We start from the raw sequence: 22,913 nt of genomic DNA, 5'->3' as shown, positions 1-22,913 counted from the left end.
GGAAACGGGGCAAAATGGCTGTGAGCCCCGTATTTCCTGGGGTTGGGAGCCTTGACGTGGACTACTTAGCCAGATAAGGTTTCCCGCGTGCGCTAGAGCATACATACGATAACATTGACCTTGTAGACCTTAATACCATGGACAAATTTGACGCTAATCGCCGCAAACTGCTGGCGCTTGGTGGTATTGCCCTCGGCGCTGCCATCCTGCCTACGCCTGCGTTTGCAACACTCTCTACCCCACGTCCGCGTATATTGACTCTGAATAACCTGCATACCGGTGAGTCAATAAAAGCAGAGTTTTTTGATGGCAGGGGCTATATTCAGGACGAATTAGCAAAACTTAACCACTTTTTCCGTGATTTTCGGGCCAATAAAGTGAAATCCATTGACCCCGGACTGTTTGATCAACTCTTCCGTCTGCAGGGCCTGCTGGGTACGCGTAAACCCGTACAGCTGATCTCCGGTTATCGTTCCGTCGATACCAATAATGAACTACGTGCGCGCAGTCGCGGTGTGGCCAAGAAAAGCTACCACACCAAAGGCCAGGCCATGGATTTCCATATTGAAGGCATCGCATTAAGTAATATTCGCAAAGCTGCGTTATCTATGCGCGCAGGTGGTGTAGGATACTACCCCAGCAGTAACTTTGTGCATATCGACACCGGCCCTGCACGGCACTGGTGATCCATAAGCTTAATGAAACAGGAGCTGTATGAACTATCGTATTATTCCGGTCACTGCATTCGCCCAGAACTGCTCGCTAATCTGGTGTGAGCAGACTCGTCTGGCCGCGTTGGTCGATCCCGGCGGCGATGCCGAGAAAATCAAACAGGAAGTGGATGCCAGCGGTCTGACGCTAATGCAGATCCTGCTTACTCACGGTCATCTTGATCATGTTGGGGCGGCAGCTGAACTGGCACAGCATTATGGTGTACCGGTTATTGGTCCGGAAAAAGAAGATGAGTTCTGGCTACAGGGGCTCCCTGCGCAGAGCCGCATGTTTGGCCTGGGCGATTGTGAGCCGCTGACGCCCGATCGCTGGCTGAACGAAGGTGATCGGGTCAGCGTTGGCAACGTGACGTTGCAGGTGTTGCATTGTCCGGGTCATACACCGGGACATGTGGTCTTCTTTGATGAGCAATCAAAGTTACTGATTTCGGGTGACGTGATTTTCAAAGGTGGCGTAGGGCGCAGCGATTTTCCGCGCGGAGATCACAGCCAACTGATCGATTCGATTAAACGTAAACTGTTGCCGCTGGGCGATGACGTGACGTTTATTCCGGGTCACGGCCCACTTTCTACGCTGGGTAACGAACGGCTTCATAACCCGTTCCTGCAGGACGAAATGCCTGTCTGGTAATACCGCAGATAAATAAAAAGGCCGCTATTGCGGCCTTTTTTGTACGCGATAGATTACAGTACTGCGACAATCGCTTCGCACAGCGGCGCCATGTTATCTGGCGTCATTCCTGCAACGTTTACACGTCCGGAAGCGACAGCGTAGACACCAAACTCTTCACGCAGACGCAGAACCTGCTCTTTTGTCAGACCGCTGAATGAGAACATGCCGTTCTGTTTGATGATAAAGCTGAAGTCGCGGTTCGCACCTTTCTCCTGCAGCGTATTCACGAACAGTAAACGCATGCGCTGAATGCGTTGGCGCATATCGGTCAGTTCCTGTTCCCAGATGGCACGCAGCGCGTCATTGCTCAGAATCGTGGCAACTACGGATGCGCCGTGCGCTGGCGGGTTGGAATAGTTAGCGCGAATGGCTGATTTCATCTGACTAAACGCACGGTCGACGGTTTCAGCATCAGCCGCAACCAGCGTACAGGCACCTACGCGCTCATTGTACAGACCAAAGTTCTTGGAGTAGGAACTGGCAACGATCAGCTCTTTGTGCAGCGCGGCGAATGCGCGCAGACCTTCTGCATCTTCTTCCAGACCGCGGGCAAAGCCCTGGTATGCGAAGTCAAACAGCGGCAACCACCCTTTCTCGACAGAAAGCTGAGCCAGCGTTTGCCACTGCTCAAGCGTAGGATCGATACCGGTTGGGTTATGGCAGCAGCCGTGGAACAGTACCACATCGCCAGCCTGAGCTTCGCTGAGGCTGGCCAGCAGCGCATCAAAGTCTAATGAGTGGTTCGCTGCATCGTAATAGTTGTATTCACGAACTTCCAGACCGGCAGAGTTAAAGACGCTCTTATGGTTCGGCCAGCTTGGGTTGCTCACCCATACGCGTTTAGCCGACGTATTTCTTGCGAGAAAATCAGCTGCCACGCGCAGTGCGCCAGTGCCGCCAGGGGTCTGTGCTGTACGTGCGCGTTTATCGTTGATAAGCGAACTCGTTTTACCAAACAGTAATTCCTGAGTGCAACGACCAAACTCTGGAATACCGTCAATGCCAAGGTAGTTTTTGGTGGTTTCATTTTCCAGTATATATTGCTCGGCTTTTTTAACGCTGGTCAGTACCGGCGTTTTGCCTGTCTCATCTTTATATACACCGATCCCGAGGTTTATTTTTCCAGGGCGGTCATCGGCACGAAACAAATCAGCCAGACCCAAAATGGGGTCGGCAGGAGCGGCGGTAATGTTCTCAAACATGACGAGGTTCCATAGTGATTACAGAAGGGAAGTCCGCTATCAGGTTAACGGTAGATTTACAAAATGCCAACCGTTACTGACGAAAAGCTGAGGTGTTTTTTTAAGACGCAAGAATTTGCTAGCAGATATAAAAAAACAGGACCGAAGTCCTGTTTTTAAGGCATTTAACAAAGAGGTCTGCTATTAGAACTGGTAAACGATACCGAGTGCTACGGTGTCGTCAGAGTTCACACCCAGTTTGTTGTCAGAATCGATCTGGTTGATCTGGTAGTCAACATAGGTGGACATGTTTTTGTTGAAGTAGTAGGTTGCGCCTACTTCAATGTAGTTCACCAGATCTTCGTTACCTACACCTTCTACGTCTTTCGCTTTAGATTTGTTGTAGGAGATGGACGGGCGCAGACCGAAATCGAATTGGTACTGAGCGACAACAAAGAAATCTTGCGTTTTGTTGGCGAAGCCGCTGGTGGTCACGCCATTCTGGGTAGTGGAGAGGCGGGTTGCGTTACGGGTTTCACCGTAGTTCGCTGCCAGGTAGATGTTGTTAGCATCGTACTTCAGGCCGGTTGCCCACTGTTCAGCTTTTTTGCCACCGTTAGCGTAGAAAGAGTTTTCCTGCGCGTTGGTACGGTCAGCTGCACCGTAAGCACCAACGATACCGAAGCCATCCATTTCGTAGCTTACAGAACCGCCAACGCCGTCGCCGTTAGAACGACCGGTATTGCCATCACGCTCGTTTTTACCCAGATACTGGATACCGAAGTTCAGGCCGTCAACCAGACCGAAGAAGTTAGAGTTACGGTAGGTCGCAACACCACCTACACGGCCAACGAAGAAGTTGTCGCTGTACGCGGTATCACCACCAAATTCTGGCAGCATATCGGTGTAACCCAGGGCATCGTAAACGATACCGTAGTTACGACCGTAGTCGAAAGAGCCCAGATCGGCATATTTCAGACCAGCAAATGCCAGACGGGTTTTGTTACCATTCTGAGCGTCGCTGCCGCCTTCGGAGTTGTTACCGGCAAAGTTGTATTCCCACTGACCGTAACCGGACAGATCGGAATTAATCTGAGTTTCCCCTTTGAAACCAAGACGGGCATAAGTCTGATCGCCATCGTTGCCAGCGTTATCAGAAAAATAGTGCAGACCTACGGTTTTACCGTATACATCCAGCTTGTTGCCATCTTTGTTATAAACTTCTGCAGCGTTAGCTGCCCCGGCTACCAGCAGAGCAGGGATAACCACTGCCAGAATATTGCGCTTCATCATTATTTATTACCCTCATCGGTTTTTATATGACACCTGCCACTGCCGCCAATAAATTCCGTCAATGAAAATTTACGGAACTATTGATGAGAGTTTGGTGTCTTTATGTGTCTGACAGGCATCTTTCCATTCAAACTACCGTTTCGCTACCGTCAAAGTGCTACAAATATAAAGATTTGGTTTCAAAAAGAAAAAATGTGTAACAAGATGTTATTTTTGTGCAACTTTGTGAACAGCGTCAAACTTCGGATACCCTTGCCCCCAAAATTCTCGTTTTTATTTCTATTTATATGATTTTCTTATATTTAATTTTGCTAAGGTTATTTTTTCTCCGTAATACCGGAAAGTTTGGATTTTACAGGTAACGATTTTTGGACGTCTGGAGTGCCGTGCGAAAGGCTAAAAAATGTACTATTTAATCAGAAAATGCTAATCCACAATAAAATTACTGGTTATTTTTTGTGCAAATGTATTGCGATGAAATATTACGTAACAGGTGGAGGGGATTGAAAGGTTGCGTTTAACGTGAGATGGGTATCCAGATAACATGAAAAGGGTATAAAAAAGGCCAGCAATGCTGGCCTTTGAAACAATAACGCACGTTTAGAAGGTGGCGTTACGCGGAGTACGCGGGAACGGAATAACATCACGGACGTTTTGCACGCCGGTGACGTAAGCGATCAGACGCTCGAAGCCCAATCCGAAGCCGGAATGCGGAACGGTACCGTAGCGACGCAGGTCGCGATACCACCAGTAATCCTCTTTGTTCAGACCCATTTCCAGCATACGGGCATCCAGCACGTCCAGACGCTCTTCACGCTGAGAACCACCGATGATTTCGCCGATTCCAGGAGCCAGAACGTCCATTGCAGCAACGGTTTTACCGTCTTCGTTAAGGCGCATATAAAACGCTTTGATATCTTTCGGGTAGTTTTTCACCACCACCGGCGCTTTAAAGTGCTCTTCAGCAAGATAACGTTCATGCTCGGAAGACAGATCCACACCCCAGTAAACCGGGTTTTCAAACTGTTTGCCGCATTTTTCCAGAATGCTTACCGCGTCGGTGTAATCCACCTGCGCGAAGTCAGCGTCAATGAAACGTTCCAGGCGTGAAATCGCGTCCTTGTCGACACGTTCAGCGAAGAATTTCATATCATCTGCACGCTCTGCCAGTACGGCTTTGAACGCGTATTTCAGCATCGCTTCAGCCAGGCCTGCAACATCGTTCAGGTCAGCGAACGCCACTTCTGGTTCCAGCATCCAGAATTCTGCCAGGTGACGACTGGTGTTAGAGTTTTCTGCACGGAACGTCGGACCAAAAGTATAAATTTTGGACAGAGCGCAGGCGTAGGTTTCACCGTTCAACTGACCGGAAACGGTCAGGAAGGCTTCCTTACCAAAGAAGTCTTTATCGAAATCGACTTTACCCTGATCGTTACGCGGCAGGTTTTCCAGATCCAGCGTAGAAACACGGAACATTTCACCGGCACCTTCCGTATCGGAAGCGGTGATCAGCGGAGTCGATACCCAAAAGAAACCCTGCTCGTGGAAGAAGCGATGCAGCGCTTGCGCCAGCGTATGACGTACGCGCGCTACCGCACCAATCATATTGGTGCGCGGACGCATATGCGCCACTTCACGCAGATACTCGATGCTGTGACGCTTAGCCGCCATTGGGTAGGTATCAGGATCTTCAACCCAGCCCGCGACTTCAACTTCAGTGGCCTGAATTTCAAAGCTCTGTCCTTGTCCAGGTGATGCAACGACTTTACCCGTTACGATAACTGAACAACCCGTCGTCAGGCGCAGTACGTCCTGATTGTAATTGGGCAGAGAATTATTGATGACGGCCTGTACAGGATCAAAGCAGGAACCGTCATAAACGGCGAGGAAGGAGATGCCAGCTTTTGAATCTCGGCGGGTACGCACCCATCCGCGCACGGTGACTTCGCTGTCAACGGCTACGCGGCCCTGGAGTACGTCGGCTACAGGCACAACGCTCATAATATTCTCTCTGTTAATAGTCGGATATATAAACACATGTCCACCCATAATGGGGGGGATACCTATGTTACCTGGCATCTGCAATCAGACAAGCAGAATTCGTAGCTGGAGTGAAAGATTTCGGAAATAAACGCGAATAAGGGAGCCAAAATGGCTCCCTGGAAGGATTAACTGGCTTTTTTAATATGCGGGAGATCGAAGGCTTTGCGCAGTGCACGAACAAATGCTTTATCGTGGCAGATGGTTTTACCCGGGCTGTCAGATAACTTCGCCACTGGTTTGCCGTTACATTCCACCAGCTTAATTACGATATTAAGCGGCTTAACCTGTGGAATGTCGCATGTTAGCCGTGTCCCAATACCAAAACTCAACTGTACGCGGGAAGAGAAGTGGCGGTAGAGTTCAATCGCTTTTTTCAGATCGAGGTTATCTGAAAAGACCAGCGTTTTGCTCAGCGGATCAATACCCAGTTTTTCATAATGGGCGATGGCTTTTTCACCCCATTCCACCGGATCGCCTGAGTCATGGCGTAATCCCTGGTAGCGGGTCGCAAACTCAACGCCAAAGTCGCGTAAAAATGCGTCCATGGTGATGCAATCGGTCAATGCAATGCCGAGTTGATCAGGATACTCATTTAACCAGGCGGCCAGGGCTACACGTTGGCTGGTGGCAAGTTCAGGACTGATTTGCTGATGAGCCTGGAACCACTCATGCGCCTGCGTACCCATTGGGGTTAATGACAGGCGGCGGGCCAGATCGTAGTTACTGGTACCGACAAACCAGGGCTCTTGCTGCAGGCGTTTAACGATAGCCTGCTGTACTTCGCGCGAAAAACGACGACGCGTACCGAAATCCATCAAATGGAAGCGGGACATATCGACATCTTTTGTTAAAGCAGAGAATTCTACTAGTTTGCTTTCCAGCTCATCGAGTGCCTGCGGGACGCCTGATTCAGGTGAGCGGTAACGGTGTACCAGTTCGCTAATCACCGCTAACAGCGGGACTTCCCACATGATCACTTCACGCCACGGACCGGTTAAGCGGATGTTTAGCTTACCGTTATCATTGGTGACGCAAACCTGTTCCGGGTTATAGCGGAAATCACGTAACCAGGTGAGGTAATCAGCTTTAAAGAAAGGCAGGCCGGAGAGCCACTGGTACTCATCCTCCTGCAGTCGCAGGTGCTGCATAGCATTCACCTGCTCACGAATAGAATCGGCATAAATACCGAGCAGGTCATCGCCACGGCAACGAAATTCAGCCGCTACTTGTACGTCATAGTAGTGGTGAAAAACGGCTTGCTGCATATGCAACTTATAAGCGTCTGTATCCAGCAGCGAGTGCAGAACAGGAGAAGCGAATTGTGTCATAGGTGCGCAGTAGCATCCTCTCACGGGAGCGTTTAGTACAATAAACAACTAAGAAAACCGCTGGAGTATACCCTGTTTAGCGATTTATTGAACCCCGATCACACCATAAGCTCTCTTTCTGGTCGAGGGCAATTCGTGCCACGTGTTATAAAAATGTAGCAAAAAGGGTGTTTGTGCCTGAAAAGATGAACATTCTGCGTAGCGCGATTTACGCAACAGGAATAGACTGAAGCCGAGACTCTATTAAAGATGCTAAAGGTTTTTTTATGACACAACAGCCACAAGCCAAATACCGTCACGACTATCGTGCGCCGGATTACCAGATTACTGATATTGATTTGACCTTTGACCTGGATGCTGAAAAAACCGTGGTCACCGCAGTGAGCCAGGTTGTCCGTCATGGCGCGTCCGACGCGCCCCTGCGCCTGAATGGCGAAGATCTGACCCTGGTGTCGATCCACGTAAACGACGAGCTGTGGACAGAGTATAGAGAAGAAGAGGGCGCTCTGGTCATCAATCAACTGCCGGAACGTTTTACGCTGCGTATCGTGAATGAAATTAGCCCAGCTGCGAATACCGCGCTGGAAGGGCTGTACAAGTCAGGCGATGCGCTGTGTACCCAGTGCGAAGCAGAAGGTTTCCGCCATATTACCTGGTATCTTGATCGCCCGGACGTGCTGGCGCGTTTTACTACCAAAATAATCGCCGATAAAACGCAATATCCGTTCCTGCTCTCCAACGGTAACCGCGTGGCGCAGGGTGAACTGGAAAATGGTCGCCACTGGGTTCAGTGGCAGGATCCATTCCCGAAACCGTGCTATTTATTTGCGCTGGTGGCCGGTGATTTTGACGTCCTGCGCGATACTTTTACTACCCGCTCAGGGCGTGAAGTAGCACTGGAACTGTACGTCGATCGCGGTAACCTGGACCGCGCGCCATGGGCGATGACCTCGCTGAAAAACTCCATGAAATGGGATGAAGAGCGCTTTGGCCTCGAGTATGACCTCGACATCTATATGATTGTCGCTGTGGATTTCTTCAACATGGGCGCGATGGAGAATAAAGGTCTGAACATCTTTAACTCCAAATACGTGCTGGCGCGTACCGATACTGCCACCGACAAAGATTACCTTGATATTGAGCGCGTTATCGGTCACGAATATTTCCATAACTGGACCGGCAACCGCGTGACCTGTCGCGACTGGTTCCAGTTGAGCCTGAAAGAGGGTTTAACTGTGTTCCGCGATCAGGAGTTCAGTTCCGATCTCGGCTCACGTGCGGTAAACCGCATCAGCAATGTGCGTACCATGCGCGGTCTGCAGTTTGCTGAGGACGCCAGCCCGATGGCGCATCCTATCCGCCCGGATATGGTCATCGAAATGAACAACTTCTATACCCTGACCGTGTACGAGAAGGGTGCGGAAGTGATTCGTATGATCCACACCCTGTTGGGTGAGGCTAACTTCCAGAAAGGGATGCAGCTGTACTTTGAGCGTCACGACGGTAGCGCTGCAACCTGTGATGATTTTGTGCAGGCGATGGAAGATGCGTCTAACGTTGATCTCTCCCATTTCCGCCGCTGGTACAGTCAGTCCGGTACGCCGATTCTGACCGTGCGTGATGACTATAACCCATCAACTGAACAGTACACGCTGACCATTAGCCAGCGCACGCCGGCCACGCCGGATCAGGCTGAAAAACAACCGCTGCATATTCCATTCGCTCTCGAGTTGTATGACAACGAAGGGAAAGTGATCCCGCTACAAAAAGGCGGGCACCCGGTGAATTCCGTACTCAACGTCACCCAGGCAGAGCAGACGTTTGTCTTTGATAACGTCTACTTCCAGCCGGTTCCGGCGCTGCTGTGCGAATTCTCCGCGCCGGTAAAACTGGAATATAAATGGAGCGATCAGCAACTGACCTTCCTGATGCGTCACGCGCGTAATGATTTCTCTCGTTGGGACGCGGCGCAAAGCCTGCTGGCGACCTACATTAAGCTCAACGTTGCCCGCCATCAGCAGGGACAACCGCTGTCGCTGCCGGTACACGTGGCCGATGCATTCCGCGCAGTTTTGCTGGATGAGAAAATCGATCCGGCGCTGGCGGCAGAGATCCTGACGCTGCCTTCAGTAAATGAAATTGCCGAACTGTTCGACATCATTGATCCGGTGGCGATAACCGAAGTACGCGAAGCGTTAACCCGCACGCTGGCCGCCGAGCTGGCGGATGAATTCCTCGCCATCTATAACGCTAATCATCTTGATGAGTACCGCGTTGAGCATGCCGATATTGGCAAGCGTACGCTGCGTAACGCCTGCCTGCGATTCCTGGCTTTTGGCGAAACCCATCTGGCTGACACGCTGGTAAGCAAGCAGTACCGTGAAGCGAACAATATGACCGATGCGCTGGCGGCGCTATCCGCGGCAGTCGCTGCGCAGCTTCCTTGTCGTGACGCGTTGATGCAGGAGTATGACAATAAGTGGCACCATGACGGTCTGGTGATGGATAAATGGTTTATCCTGCAATCCACCAGCCCGGCTAGAAACGTACTGGAAACGGTACGCGGCCTGTTGAAGCATCGCTCTTTTAGCATGAGTAACCCAAACCGCATCCGTTCTCTGATCGGTGCCTTCGCGGGCAGCAACCCGGCAGCATTCCATGCGGAAGATGGTAGCGGTTATCAGTTCCTGGTTGACATGCTGACTGAGCTCAACAGCCGTAACCCGCAGGTGGCGTCACGCCTGATTGAGCCGCTGATTCGCTTAAAACGTTATGATGCAAAACGTCAGGCGAAGATGCGTGCGGCGCTGGAACAGCTGAAAGGTCTGGAGAATCTGTCAGGCGATCTGTTCGAAAAGATCTCTAAAGCGTTAGCCTGATAATATTGCCGGATGGGTCCGGCCTACCATTCACGCGTAGGCCGGATAAGCGGTAGCGCCATCCGGCATTTTTAACCTTGCTTGCGTAGCTGAACTTCATTGTCGCCACGCTGCATCACCCGGTTCAACACCTCTGCTTCCAGTTCTGTCAAACGCACGGAACCAATCCGGCGAGGTCGTGCAATATCCACCGTTAAATCCAGCCCGATTTTTCCGTCCTCAATCAGCAAAACGCGATCGGCCATTGCTACCGCTTCGCTGACGTCATGGGTGACCAACAGTACGGTAAAGCCGTGCTCTTGCCATAAAGAGACGATCAGCTCCTGCATTTCAAGGCGGGTTAAGGCATCCAGTGCGCCGAGGGGTTCATCCAGCAGCAGCAGACCAGGACGATGAATTAATGCCCGGGCCAGGGCCACGCGCTGTTTTTGTCCGCCAGAAAGCGCTGCGGGCCACTCCTGAGCACGATTCTCCAGTCCAACGGCGGCCAGCGCATCTCGGGCTGCATTGTGCCAGTGACCTTTCAGACCCAGACCGACGTTATCGATAACCGTCTTCCATGGCAGCAGACGCGCATCCTGAAACATCATACGCGTATCATCCTGAATTTCCGCCAGTGGGGTGGTTCCGGCAAGTAATGCGCCTGAGGTGGGCGACTCCAACCCTGCCAGCAGACGCAGCAACGTGCTTTTACCACCACCGCTGCGGCCAACTACGGCAACGAATTGCCCGGCCTGTATATGCAAATCTAACTGATTGAGCACCATATTGGCGGCGTATTGTTTTGTCACGGCGCTCAGCAACAGCGGCGTACCTTGGTTCAAGCGAGCGGTATTCATACGGTAGCCTCCTTTATATGGTAAGCCGGGTGCCAGCGCAGCCAGACTCGCTCCAGCAATTGGGCGCTGACGTCGGCAAGTTTGCCGAGTAAGGCGTAGAGAATAATGGCCACCACGACCACATCGGTTTGCAGAAATTCGCGGGCGTTCATCGCCAGGTAGCCAATACCGGCATTGGCTGAAATGGTTTCTGCGACGATAAGCGTCAGCCACATCAGCCCGAGAGCGAAACGCACGCCGACCATAATTGAGGGCAGAGCGCCAGGGAGGATGACATGAACAAACAGTGAAAAGCCGGACAACCCATAGCTACGCGCCATTTCTACCAGCCCACGATCGATATTACGGATCCCATGCCAGGTGTTGATGTAAATCGGAAACAGCGTGCCCAACGCAACGAGAAAGATCTTGGCGGATTCATCAATGCCGAACCACAAAATCACCAGCGGGATCAGCGCCAGATGCGGTACGTTACGCAGCATCTGCACCGAGGTATCCAGCAGGCGTTCTCCCCAACGCGAAAGACCGCTGATCAGTCCCAGCGTCAGGCCAATCGATCCACCGATGGAGAATCCGATCAGCGCGCGCCAGGAACTGATGGCCAGATGCTGCCAAAGCTCGCCGCTGGCGGAAAGCGTCCAGAAGGCTTCGATAACACCCTCCGGAGAGGGCAGTATGCGGTTGGACAGCCAGCCCATTGATGATGCGAGCTGCCAGAGCGCCACCAGACCTACCGGTAAAAACCAGGGCGCGAGGCGCAATAACCATCTGTTTTTCGTCGTTGCCATTAGCCGCTCCTTAGCTTTGTGCGACTTTGCGCGGGATGAATTCGTTTGCAACCGCTTCGCCTTGCTGTTGCAGGCGCTGCGGTTGCGGAATTTCTGGTATCGCGACATCCAGATGCGGGAACAGCAGCTCACCAACCCTGTATGCCTCTTCCAGATGCGGATAGCCGGACAGCACAAAGCTGTCGATTCCCAGCGCGGCATACTCGTTAATACGTGCTGCGACCGTAGGACCATCTCCAACCAGTGCGGTCCCTGCGCCACCGCGTACCAGTCCTACCCCTGCCCACAGATTCGGGCTAATTTCCAGTTTGTCGCGTTTACCGTTGTGCAGTGCAGCCATTCGCTGCTGACCAACCGAATCCGTTTTTGAGAAGGCGGCCTGGGCTTTGGCGATGATGTCGTCATCCAGATGGGCTATCAGACGATCCGCTGCCTGCCATGCCTCGTGCGTTGTCTCTCGTACGATCACATGCAGACGAATACCGAAGCGAATCTTACGCCCGAGCGCCGCTGCTTTGGCCCGCACCTGTTCAATCTTCGCTTTCACCTGTTCGGGCGGCTCGCCCCAGGTCAGGTAGAGATCAACCTGTTCTGCAGCAAGATCTTGTGCGACATCAGACGAGCCGCCGAAATAAAGCGGTGGTCGGGGTTGTTGCACGGGAGGGAAAAACAGCTTCGCGCCGCGGACGTGAATATGTTTGCCGTTGAAATCCACCGTTTCACCTTGCAGCAAGCGCCGCCAGACCTGAGTAAATTCAGCAGAGGCTTCATAGCGCTCGGTGTGATCGAGGAACACGCCGTCGCCTGCCAGCTCCTGTGGATCGCTGCCAGTCACCAGGTTAAATAACGCCCGGCCATTTGAGAGTCTGTCGAGCGTTGCAGCCTGACGTGCGGCAACCGTTGGCGAGGTAACGCTTGGACGCAGCGCGACCAGAAACTTTAATCGCTGGGTGACCGGGATCATCGAGGCAGCGACCAGCCAGGCATCTTCGCAAGAGCGACCAGTTGGGATCAGAACGCCGGTAAACCCAAGACGATCGGCCGTTTGCGCGATTTGTTGCAGATAACTGTGATCGACAGGGCGCGAACCTTCTTCCGTTCCAAGATAATGACCGTCACCATGGGTGGGTAAAAACCAAAACATGTTCAGACTCATAATTTTTCTCCTGCCTGCTGAGTGGGTTGCCAGATACGCTGGCGAATATCGATTTTTTTCGGCACCAGACGGTTGTCATAAAACAGATCGGCGGTTTGTTGTTGCAGGGCTGCAACAGAGGCGTTGACTGGCACAATGGTGGTTGGCGGACGGTGATCCAGATAAGACGCAATCACCGGTTCTGGCAGTCCCATGGTTTTGGCCAGCAGGGTAATACTTTGCTGGCGCTGGCTGAGGGTTAACGCATCGGCCTGGCTAAAGGTATCCAGTACGCCAAGAACAAATGCGCCATTTTTCTCGGCATAGGGACGGGCGGCGAGATAAAACGAACCGGTTTGCTTGAGGTCTGAGCCGTCTTTTAGCACGCGTACATCACCTTGCAGTAACGCGGCGGAATAATAGGGGTCCCAGATAGCCCATGCATCAACGTTTCCTTGCTGAAAGGCTGCTCGCGCGTCGGCGGGAGTCAGATAGGTCGGTTGAATATCGGTAAATTTCAGTCCAGCCTGTTGCAGCGCCCGGAGTAGTAAATTGTGGGCGCTGGACCCTTTCTGGAAGGCGACTTTATGTCCTTTAAGCTGCGCGACGCTCTGGATCGGGCTATTTTTCGGCACCAGAATCACTTCGGCTTTCGGCTTGGGCGGCTCGACGCCCACGTAAACCAGATCGGCCCCGGCGGCCTGGGCAAAAATTGGCGGAATATCACCGGTGCTGCCGAGATCGATACTGCCGATGTTGAGCGCTTCCAGCATTTGCGGCCCAGCCGGGAATTCAATCCACGAGATTTTAGTCTGCGGATAGCGTTTCTCGAGTAGCTGATGGCTTTTGGCCAGTACCATACTGACGCTTCCTTTCTGGTAACCAATACGCAAGGCATCGGGGGCCGATTCTGCGGCATGCCCCAGAGTTGACAGCGACAACAACCCACTCAGTGCCAGCCATGACGTGTGACGCTTGAGAAGATTAAGCATGGGCGGCACCTCGCAGGGTGTTCAGTTGAGGAAGTTGGACATCGCGACGATGCAACGCCAGCCAGAAGGTATCAAGCGCACTGTCCAGACGCTGCTGAAGATTGGGCGTAAACTGAGGTTTATGTTGATAATCAATTACCTGTGAATCATCGGCAAACACACCGTGCAGGATCTCCTGGGCCTTTAATGCGCTCAGTACCGGTTTCAGCGCGTAATCGACGGCAAGCAAATGCGCCACGCTGCCGCCGGTAGCCAACGGCAAAACTACTTTTCCTTCCAGCGCTCGCTCGGGGAGCAGATCGAGCAGGGTTTTCAGGGCGCCAGAGTAAGCGGCTTTATAGACCGGCGTGGCGACAATCAGCCCGTCTGCATCCTGCAATTGTTCGCTAAATGTGTTCAGCGCCGGACTGTCGAAACGGGCATAGATCAGGTCTTCTGGGGCAAAGTTATGCAGGTTCCAGTGAAAGACTTCGACATCATGACCGTTTAGTTTTTCTCGGGCATATTCCAGTAACGCGCTGGAGCGAGAGGGAAAGCGTGGGCTTCCCGCCAGAGTAATGACGCGCATAATTTTAATCTCCACTTATAACTAATTGTTTGCTTTTAGTTAACATTGATAACAATTTATGCAGTCTGGCAGAGAGATTTTGTTTATCGAAATGATTTATACGGGATAGAAAAGTTGGAAATTGAATAAAAAGGCAGGGGCCAGGAAAACGATTGCTATTTATTGCCGCAGGTCAATTCCCTTTTTGCTCGCGATCGCACATAATACGCCCCCGGTTTGCACACCGGGAATCCAGGAGAGTTCATGTACTACCCCTTCGTTCGTAAAGCCCTTTTTCAGCTCGATCCAGAGCGCGCTCATGAATTGACATTCCAGCAATTACGTCGCATTACCGGCACACCGCTTGAAGCGCTTGTGCGCCAGAAAGTACCGGCAAAACCGGTTACCTGTATGGGGTTGACGTTTAAAAATCCGCTCGGGCTTGCTGCCGGACTGGATAAAGACGGGGAGTGCATTGATGCGCTCGGCGCGATGGGATTTGGTTCCATTGAGATTGGTACCGTGACGCCACGCCCTCAGCCGGGTAACGATAAACCGCGTCTGTTCCGTCTGGTCGATGCAGAAGGTTTGATCAACCGTATGGGGTTTAATAACCACGGGGTTGATAACCTGGTTGAGAACGTTAAAAAATCGCATTTTGACGGTATTCTGGGGATTAATATTGGTAAGAATAAAGATACCCCAGTAGAGAACGGCAAAGATGACTATCTGATTTGTATGGAAAAAGTCTATGCTTATGCGGGTTATATCGCGATTAATATCTCTTCACCGAATACGCCGGGATTACGTACGCTGCAATACGGCGAGGCGCTAGACGATCTCCTGACGGCAATTAAAAATAAGCAAAATGATCTGCAAACGATCCACCATAAATATGTTCCAGTGGCGGTTAAGATCGCGCCGGATCTTTCTGTGGAAGAACTGATCCAGGTTGCTGACAGTTTAGTTCGTCATAATATTGATGGCGTAATTGCGACTAACACTACGCTCGATCGTTCTCTCGTTCAAGGAATGAAAAATTGCGATCAAATGGGTGGCCTGAGCGGTCGACCGTTACAATTAAAAAGTACAGAAATTATTCGTCAGTTGTCTCAGGAATTAAAAGGCCAGCTGCCGATTATTGGTGTTGGTGGTATCGACTCGGTGATTGCTGCACGTGAGAAAATAGCTGCTGGTGCCACCCTCGTACAGATTTATTCGGGCTTTATTTTTAAAGGTCCGCCGTTGATAAAAGAAATCGTCAGCAATATCTGAATGCTACCTTAATCACAAACCAGGGCTTTATTTCTAGCCCTGGTTGTTTTATATTCCTTTACTGTTGCTTATTTAAACATTCTGAGCTTTTATTATTAGGGCAATAAACGAAGCGGCAAAAGGATACTGTCGTAACGGTGATGATTAAGGAAAGGAGAGAAACTGATGCGAATTAAACCCGACGATAACTGGCGCTGGTATTATGATGAAGAGCACGATCGTATGATGCTCGATTTAGCCAATGGCATGTTATTCCGTTCGCGTTTTGCTCGTAAAATGCTCACTCCTGATGCATTTTCTCCGTCAGGTTTTTGTGTTGATGACGCCGCGCTATATTTTTCCTTTGAAGAAAAATGTCGCTACCTGGATTTAGCCAAAGAACAAAAAGCGGAACTGGTGCTCAATGCGCTGGTGGCGATTCGTTATCTCAAACCGCAGATGCCGAAAAGCTGGCACTTTGTTGCACACGGTATTAACTGGTCACCGGTCGTGGGTGACGCTGCCTGTGTTGATTTAAGCGATACCGATGAACAGGTAAACCTGTTAGTGGTTGAGCCGGGTGAAAACGCCGCGCTTTGTCTGCTTGCGCAACCTGGTGTGGTTATCGCCGGGCGTACGATGCAGCTTGGCGATGCGATTAAAATAATGAATGACAGACTGAAACCGCAGGCCGTTGTTGACAGTTTCAGCCTTGAGCAGGCGGTTTAGCTCTCCAGCCTGATTGCCGTTTTGGGAACACAACTGCAGCACAGAATCGTTCCGTCGTCCCCTATCGCTGATTTCTTCAACGGGCTAACTTCGCCATCTACCAGTCGAATTCGACAGCATCCGCAAATGCCTGCCCGGCATGAATAGGGAACCCGGATACCCTGGTTTTCCAACTGCTCAAGCAATACCTGCTGATTATTTCCGCGAAAGGTTTGTCCCTGCCAGTCAATAAGCACCGTGGCATCAGGTTGTTGTTCGTGGGCAGTGTCGTCTGATTCCGCCGCGCCGTACGCTCTGGCGAGGCCGGTTGCCAAAATTTCTACCTCATCGCCGACGCGAATAACGCCACTGTTGCGTGCGATAAGATTCTGGCCGAAATCGACATCGCCATTATCTACCGCAGTACGGAAGGTTTGCAGTGTTGCGAGCGGTTCGCCGGATGGATGTTTCTGGCCTTTTTCCGGGCTAACGGTAGTGAAAATACAGCGGCTACAGGGTTTTGCAACATCAAAAATGACGTCGCCAATACGAATCACTTTCCAGGTATCTTCTTCCCAGGCGCCAGCTCCCGAAACCACCAGATTGGGGCGGAACTGTTCCATTTTGACGCTTGCCGGACAGCGCTGTTGCACATCGCGCAGGGATGCTTCGTTGGCCAGCAGATAGGGATAACCATCAGCGAAGGATAAAGGAACATCAACATGTCGTTTTACACGGCGCGTCAGCTGCGGACCGACCCAGCGTAGCTGCACGTCACGGGAGAAAAAACTGCTAAGCCACTGGTTAATAGCCACTGGCGCAATGCGCGCGGTAAAATGATTTCCCCATACTTCAGTTGGCGCATCCTGGGTGGCGAAGTCGGCAAACCGTACGAGCGCACTGCTGCCGTCTGGAGCCGTAAGATGCAGCCCATCGTGGAATGGGGAAGGCGTAAAACGGACCATTTGTGGGAACTGGCGGGCGGTTATGAACGTTCCATCAGGTTCAGTGATCATAAATATGCGATCAAAGGCGAGACCGCTAATATCTGCCAGGGCATGCGTAAGCCCAATGCCGCGCATTGATTTAACCGGATGAATAAAAAGTCGGGTTAACGTGACCACTGTACAGCCCCTCGAATGAAAATAAGCCTTCAACTTTATGACATACAGCCCATATTAGCTATAATGCGCAGCAATTTTCTCGGAGTAAAAGTGACATTATGAATTCTCTGTTTGCCAGTACGGCCCGCGGGCTGGAAGAGCTGTTAAAAACTGAACTGGAAAACCTCGGCGCGCTGGAGTGTCAGGTCGTTCAGGGTGGGGTCCATTTTAAGGGCGACACGCGGCTTGTTTACCAGAGCCTGATGTGGAGTCGCCTGGCCTCGCGCATTATCCTGCCGATGGGAGAGTGCAAGGTCTACAGCGATCTTGATCTGTACCTCGGCGTTCAGGCAATCGACTGGACAGAGATATTTAACCCTGGTGCTACGTTTGCCGTTCATTTTAGCGGCCTGAACGAAACCATTCGTAACAGCCAGTACGGCGCGCTAAAGGTCAAGGATGCGATTGTCGATGCATTTACCCGTAAAAATATGCCGCGTCCGAATGTGGATCGTGAATCTCCGGATCTGCGCATCAACGTCTGGTTGAACAAAGATACCGCCAGCATTGCGCTCGATCTGAGCGGTGATGGTTTGCACCAGCGTGGCTATCGCGATCGCGCGGGTCAGGCACCGATTAAAGAAACGCTGGCCGCCGCTATTGTTATGCGTTCTGGCTGGCAACCGGGAACCCCGTTACTCGATCCGATGTGTGGTTCCGGCACACTGCTGATTGAAGCGGCGATGTGGGCAACCGATCGTGCGCCGGGCCTGCACCGCGGGTACTGGGGCTTCAGCGGTTGGGCGCAGCACGACGAAGCCGTCTGGCAAGAAGTTAAAGCCGAAGCGCAGGTGCGTGCGCGTAAGGGACTGGCTGACTATACCTCGCATTTTTATGGATCCGACAGCGATGCGCGAGTGATTGAAAAAGCGCGCAGTAACGCTCGCCGCGCCGGTATCGCCGATCTGATGACGTTTGACGTTAAAGATGTCGCCAAACTGAGCAATCCGTTGCCGAAAGGACCGTATGGGACAGTTATCAGTAACCCGCCTTACGGCGAACGTCTGGATAGCGAACCGGCGCTGATTGCCCTGCACAGCCTGCTGGGCCGTACGATGAAAAACCAGTTTGGCGGCTGGAATTTGTCGCTGTTCAGCGCCTCTCCGGATCTGCTCAGCAGCCTGCAATTACGTGCAGACAAACAATTCAAGGCGAAAAACGGCCCGCTGGATTGTGTACAGAAAAACTATCACGTTGCAGAGACCACCGCGGACAGCAAGCCAGCCACGGTAGCGGAAGATTATGCTAACCGCCTGCGCAAGAACATCAAGAAACTGGAAAAATGGGCGCGTCAGGAAGGCATTGAATGTTATCGCCTGTATGACGCTGATCTGCCGGAATACAACGTTGCTGTGGATCGTTACGGTGAGTGGGTCGTGGTTCAGGAATATGCTCCACCGAAGACCGTTGATGCGCAAAAAGCGCGCCAACGCCTGTTTGACATTATTGCCGCAACGCTGTCAGTACTGGAAATCGCGCCCAATAAACTGGTGCTGAAAACCCGTGAACGCCAGAAAGGCAAGAATCAGTATCAGAAGATGAATGAGAAGGGTGAATTCATTGAGGTAAGCGAGTACAACGCGCGCCTGTGGGTGAACCTGACTGACTACCTTGATACGGGTTTATTCCTCGATCACCGTATTGCGCGCCATATGCTGGGGCAGATGAGTAAAGGTAAGGACTTCCTTAACCTGTTCTCCTACACCGGCAGCGCCAGCGTACATGCAGGATTGGGCGGTGCGCGTAGCACCACGACGGTTGATATGTCGCGTACCTATCTGGAATGGGCGGAACGCAACCTGCGTCTGAACGGCCTGAGCGGTCGCGCTCACCGTTTGATTCAGGCCGATTGCCTGGGCTGGTTGCGTGATGCCAATGAACAGTTTGATCTGATTTTCATCGATCCACCGACGTTCTCTAACTCAAAACGTATGGAAGACTCGTTTGATGTGCAGCGCGATCATCTGGCGCTGATGAAAGATCTGAAACGTCTGCTGCGTAAAGACGGCACGATCATGTTCTCCAACAACAAACGTGGGTTCCGTATGGATCTCGACGGTTTGGCTGAACTGGGATTGAAAGCACAAGAAATCACCCAAAAAACGCTTTCCCAGGACTTTGCCCGTAACCGTCAGATCCACAATTGCTGGCTGATTACCGCAGCCTGAAAGGAAAATTAAATGTCATTAATCAGTATGCATGGTGCATGGCTGTCGTTCAGCGATGCGCCGCTTCTTGATAATGCTGAACTGCATATCGAAGATAACGAGCGGGTCTGTCTGGTTGGCCGTAATGGCGCGGGTAAATCGACGCTGATGAAGATCCTGAACCGTGAACAGGGTCTTGACGATGGGCGTATTATTTATGAGCAGGATCTGGTTGTGGCGCGTCTGCAGCAGGATCCGCCGCGCAACGTGCAGGGTAGCGTCTACGATTTTGTCGCCGAAGGGATTGCAGAACAGGCGGTTTACCTCAAGCGTTATCACGATATCTCGCATCTGGTGATCGCCGATCCGAGTGATAAAAATCTCCAGGAACTGGCGAAGGTTCAGGAACAGCTGGATCACCACAATCTGTGGCAGCTGGAAAACCGTATTAATGAAGTACTGGAACAGCTTGGCCTGGAAGCAGACATGGAGCTGGCATCGCTTTCCGGCGGCTGGCTACGTAAGGCGGCGCTGGGCCGCGCGTTAGTGAGCAACCCGCGCGTGCTGCTGCTGGATGAACCGACGAACCACCTGGATATTGAAACCATCGACTGGCTGGAAGGGTTCCTGAAAACCTTCAATGGGACAATTATTTTCATTTCCCATGACCGTTCATTTATCCGCAATATGGCGACGCGTATTGTCGATCTTGACCGCGGCAAGCTGGTGACCTATCCGGGGAGTTACGATCAGTATCTGCTGGATAAAGAAGAAGCGTTGCGCGTAGAAGAGTTACAAAACGCGGAATTTGACCGCAAGTTGGCGCAGGAAGAAGTCTGGATCCGTCAGGGTATCAAAGCGCGTCGTACGCGTAACGAAGGTCGCGTGCGCGCACTGAAAGCCATGCGTCGCGAGCGTGGCGAACGTCGCGAAGTGATGGGCACAGCGAAGATGCAGGTCGAAGAGGCTAGCCGTTCAGGCAAGATTGTTTTCGAAATGGAGAATGTGGATTACCAGGTTGACGGAAAGCAGCTGGTGAAAGATTTCTCCGCGCAGGTGCAGCGTAGCGACAAGATCGCGCTAATCGGACCTAACGGCTGCGGCAAAACAACGCTGCTGAAGTTGATGTTAGGTCAGCTTCAGGCTGACAGCGGACGCATTCACGTCGGTACCAAACTGGAAGTGGCCTATTTCGATCAGCACCGCGCCGAACTGGATCCCGATAAAACCGTGATGGACAACCTGGCTGAAGGTAAGCAAGAGGTGATGGTTAACGGTAAACCTCGCCATGTGTTGGGTTACCTGCAGGACTTCCTGTTCCATCCGAAACGTGCGATGACGCCAGTACGTGCGCTCTCTGGCGGGGAACGTAATCGCCTGTTATTGGCGCGTTTGTTCCTGAAACCCAGCAATCTGTTGATTCTCGATGAACCAACGAACGATCTTGACGTCGAAACGCTGGAACTGCTCGAAGAGTTGATTGATAGCTACCAGGGCACCGTGCTGCTGGTGAGCCACGACCGTCAGTTTGTCGATAATACCGTGACCGAATGCTGGATCTTCGAAGGCGGCGGTAAAATTGGTCGTTATGTCGGCGGTTATCATGATGCGCGCAGTCAACAATCGCAGTATGTGGCGTTTAAGCAGCCAGTTGCGAAAAAAACAGAGGAGCCAGCCGCTCCTAAAGCAGAAATTGTCAAACGCGGCACCAGCAAACTAAGCTATAAACTGCAGCGCGAACTGGAGCAGCTCCCCGTGTTGCTTGAAGAACTGGAAGCTAAGCTGGAAGCCTTACAGGCTCAGGTTGCTGACGCCGCGTTTTTCAGTCAGCCTCACGAGCAAACGCAACAGGTGTTAGCTAATTTGAACGAAGCGGAACAAGAACTTGAGCAAGCCTTTGAGCGCTGGGAGTATCTTGAGTCTTTGAAGAATGGCGCATAATTAAAGGAGCACCTATGTGCGAACATCACCATGCCGCGAAGCATATTTTGTGCTCGCAGTGTGACATGCTGGTGGCGTTACCTCGCCTTGAGCATGGTCAGAAAGCGGCATGTCCACGATGTGGCACTACGTTAACCGTTGAGTGGGACGCGCCCCGGCAGCGTCCCACTGCCTATGTTTTAGCCGCACTATTTATGCTGCTGCTGTCAAACCTCTTTCCCTTTGTGAATATGAACGTCGCAGGGGTGAGTAGTGAAGTGACGTTGCTGCAAATTCCCAGCGTGCTCTTTTCTGAAGATTACGCCAGTCTCGGCACCTTCTTTATCTTATTCGTTCAGCTAGTTCCGGCCTTTTGCCTGCTGACGATCCTGCTACTGGTAAACCGGGTTCAGATGCCCGAGCGGCTTAAAGCATGGCTGGCGCGCATTTTGTTTCAGTTAAAAAGCTGGGGAATGGCAGAAATCTTCCTCGCCGGCGTGCTGGTGAGTTTTGTTAAGCTGATGGCCTACGGCGATATCGGCGTGGGCAGCAGCTTTATTCCGTGGTGCTTCTTTTGCGTTTTACAGTTGCGTGCATTTCAGTGCGTTGACCGTCGCTGGCTATGGGATGATATTGCGCCAATGCCTGTCATAAAGCAGGCCTTAAAACCTGGCGTGCCTGGTATTCGACAGGGACTGCGTTCCTGCTCTTGCTGCACTGCAATACTTCCCGCTGATGAACGGGTGTGCCCACGCTGTCAGACGAAAGGCTATGTGCGGCGTAAAAACAGTCTGCAATGGACGTTGGCATTACTGTTTACGTCGATCATGCTTTATCTTCCTGCCAATATTCTGCCGATTATGATTACCGATTTGCTCGGGTCAAAGCTGCCGTCAACGATACTTGAGGGGGTGGTTTTAATCTGGAGCGAAGGCTCGTATCCGGTGGCTGCGGTTATCTTTATCGCCAGTATTATGGTGCCGACGTTGAAAATGATCGCCATTGCCTGGCTATGCTGGGACGCCAAAGGGCACGGCAAACGCGACAGTGAACGTATGCACCTGATTTATGAAGTTGTGGAATTTGTCGGTCGCTGGTCAATGATCGACGTCTTTGTGATTGCGGTACTCTCTGCGCTGGTGCGCATGGGAGGGTTAATGAACATTTATCCTGCAATGGGTGCTTTGATGTTTGCTTTAGTCGTCATTATGACAATGTTTTCTGCGATGACATTTGATCCGCGTCTGTCGTGGGATCGTGAACCAGAACCAGGCCATGAGGAGTCCTGACAG

General features: G+C 51.8%; 18 protein-coding genes. 8 read left to right on the top strand and 10 right to left on the bottom strand.

The window, feature by feature from the left end; all coding sequences use genetic code 11:
- Positions 1-137 precede the first annotated feature (137 nt).
- Positions 138-686: a peptidoglycan L,D-endopeptidase MepK gene (gene mepK, locus OGX67_RS19550; protein ID WP_003035820.1), complete on the top strand. Its 549-nt coding sequence runs from the start codon at positions 138-140 to the stop codon at positions 684-686.
- 28 nt (positions 687-714) lie between these two features.
- Positions 715-1,362: an MBL fold metallo-hydrolase gene (locus tag OGX67_RS19545; protein WP_003035823.1), complete on the top strand. Its 648-nt coding sequence runs from the start codon at positions 715-717 to the stop codon at positions 1,360-1,362.
- 53 nt (positions 1,363-1,415) lie between these two features.
- Here OGX67_RS19545 and aspC read toward each other — a convergent pair whose 3' ends face one another.
- The 4 genes from aspC to pncB form a co-directional block, all read right to left on the bottom strand.
- Positions 1,416-2,606, bottom strand: coding sequence for an aspartate transaminase (gene aspC / locus OGX67_RS19540; protein ID WP_003035825.1), 1,191 nt, complete (start codon positions 2,604-2,606; stop codon positions 1,416-1,418).
- 183 nt (positions 2,607-2,789) lie between these two features.
- Positions 2,790-3,878, bottom strand: a complete 1,089-nt coding sequence (ompF, locus tag OGX67_RS19535; RefSeq protein WP_003035828.1) for a porin OmpF — start codon at positions 3,876-3,878, stop codon at positions 2,790-2,792.
- Between the two features lie 600 nt (positions 3,879-4,478).
- Positions 4,479-5,879 carry an asparagine--tRNA ligase gene (asnS, locus tag OGX67_RS19530; RefSeq protein WP_003035832.1) on the bottom strand — a complete coding sequence of 467 codons (1,401 nt, stop codon included), beginning with the start codon at positions 5,877-5,879 and terminating at the stop codon, positions 4,479-4,481.
- Between the two features lie 167 nt (positions 5,880-6,046).
- Entirely contained in the window at positions 6,047-7,249 is a 1,203-nt protein-coding gene (gene pncB / locus OGX67_RS19525; RefSeq protein ID WP_003836860.1) for a nicotinate phosphoribosyltransferase, read from the bottom strand.
- Between the two features lie 266 nt (positions 7,250-7,515).
- On the opposite strand from pncB, the gene pepN reads away from it, so the two are divergent.
- Complete coding sequence (pepN, locus tag OGX67_RS19520; RefSeq protein WP_003035838.1) at positions 7,516-10,128, top strand: aminopeptidase N; 2,613 nt, start codon at positions 7,516-7,518, stop codon at positions 10,126-10,128.
- Between the two features lie 71 nt (positions 10,129-10,199).
- On the opposite strand, the gene ssuB is transcribed toward pepN, so the two are convergent.
- The 5 genes from ssuB to ssuE are packed head-to-tail and all read right to left on the bottom strand — an operon-like array spanning position 10,200 to position 14,450.
- Positions 10,200-10,967 carry an aliphatic sulfonates ABC transporter ATP-binding protein gene (gene ssuB, locus OGX67_RS19515; RefSeq protein WP_286527024.1) on the bottom strand — a complete coding sequence of 256 codons (768 nt, stop codon included), beginning with the start codon at positions 10,965-10,967 and terminating at the stop codon, positions 10,200-10,202.
- Positions 10,964-11,755 carry an aliphatic sulfonate ABC transporter permease SsuC gene (gene ssuC / locus OGX67_RS19510; protein WP_003035843.1) on the bottom strand — a complete coding sequence of 264 codons (792 nt, stop codon included), beginning with the start codon at positions 11,753-11,755 and terminating at the stop codon, positions 10,964-10,966. The genes ssuB and ssuC overlap by 4 nt, the downstream gene beginning before the upstream one ends.
- A gap of 10 nt (positions 11,756-11,765) precedes the next feature.
- The gene (gene ssuD, locus OGX67_RS19505; RefSeq protein WP_257651868.1) at positions 11,766-12,911 is read right to left on the bottom strand and encodes an FMNH2-dependent alkanesulfonate monooxygenase; all 1,146 of its coding nucleotides are present in this window, start codon (positions 12,909-12,911) and stop codon (positions 11,766-11,768) included.
- Positions 12,908-13,882 (bottom strand): sulfonate ABC transporter substrate-binding protein, encoded by a 975-nt coding sequence (locus tag OGX67_RS19500; protein WP_257651869.1) that lies wholly within the window; start codon positions 13,880-13,882, stop codon positions 12,908-12,910. Before OGX67_RS19500 ends, ssuD begins: the two co-directional genes overlap by 4 nt.
- The gene (ssuE, locus tag OGX67_RS19495; RefSeq protein WP_257651870.1) at positions 13,875-14,450 is read right to left on the bottom strand and encodes an NADPH-dependent FMN reductase; all 576 of its coding nucleotides are present in this window, start codon (positions 14,448-14,450) and stop codon (positions 13,875-13,877) included. The genes OGX67_RS19500 and ssuE overlap by 8 nt, the downstream gene beginning before the upstream one ends.
- A 243-nt stretch (positions 14,451-14,693) precedes the next feature.
- On the opposite strand from ssuE, the gene pyrD reads away from it, so the two are divergent.
- Together pyrD and zapC are read left to right on the top strand one after the other, a co-directional pair.
- On the top strand, positions 14,694-15,704 hold the full coding sequence (pyrD, locus tag OGX67_RS19490; protein WP_003035851.1) for a quinone-dependent dihydroorotate dehydrogenase: 1,011 nt from the start codon (positions 14,694-14,696) through the stop codon (positions 15,702-15,704).
- A gap of 165 nt (positions 15,705-15,869) precedes the next feature.
- Positions 15,870-16,412, top strand: coding sequence for a cell division protein ZapC (zapC, locus tag OGX67_RS19485; RefSeq protein ID WP_003035852.1), 543 nt, complete (start codon positions 15,870-15,872; stop codon positions 16,410-16,412).
- On the opposite strand, the gene OGX67_RS19480 is transcribed toward zapC, so the two are convergent.
- The gene (locus OGX67_RS19480; RefSeq protein WP_086503916.1) at positions 16,409-17,515 is read right to left on the bottom strand and encodes a YcbX family protein; all 1,107 of its coding nucleotides are present in this window, start codon (positions 17,513-17,515) and stop codon (positions 16,409-16,411) included. The two genes, zapC and OGX67_RS19480, sit on opposite strands and share 4 nt — an antisense overlap.
- Positions 17,516-17,613: 98 nt before the next feature.
- Here OGX67_RS19480 and rlmKL point away from each other — a divergent pair, with 98 nt between their 5' ends.
- Genes rlmKL through pqiA form a run of 3 tightly spaced genes read left to right on the top strand, consistent with a single transcriptional unit; the run spans position 17,614 to position 22,910 of the window.
- Positions 17,614-19,722, top strand: a complete 2,109-nt coding sequence (gene rlmKL / locus OGX67_RS19475; protein ID WP_286527021.1) for a bifunctional 23S rRNA (guanine(2069)-N(7))-methyltransferase RlmK/23S rRNA (guanine(2445)-N(2))-methyltransferase RlmL — start codon at positions 17,614-17,616, stop codon at positions 19,720-19,722.
- A gap of 12 nt (positions 19,723-19,734) precedes the next feature.
- Complete coding sequence (locus tag OGX67_RS19470; protein ID WP_003846957.1) at positions 19,735-21,642, top strand: ABC transporter ATP-binding protein; 1,908 nt, start codon at positions 19,735-19,737, stop codon at positions 21,640-21,642.
- A 14-nt stretch (positions 21,643-21,656) separates the two neighbouring features.
- A complete protein-coding gene (gene pqiA / locus OGX67_RS19465) occupies positions 21,657-22,910 on the top strand; it encodes a membrane integrity-associated transporter subunit PqiA (protein ID WP_003035862.1) in 1,254 nt (417 codons plus the stop codon).
- The last annotated feature ends 3 nt before the right edge of the window (positions 22,911-22,913 follow it).

The organism is Citrobacter sp. Cf118 (assembly GCF_030334095.1).
GTDB classification, from domain to species: Bacteria; Pseudomonadota; Gammaproteobacteria; order Enterobacterales; family Enterobacteriaceae; genus Citrobacter; species Citrobacter freundii.
The sequence above is the reverse complement of the archived record's forward strand: the minus strand, read 5'-3'. Positions and strand labels throughout refer to the sequence as shown.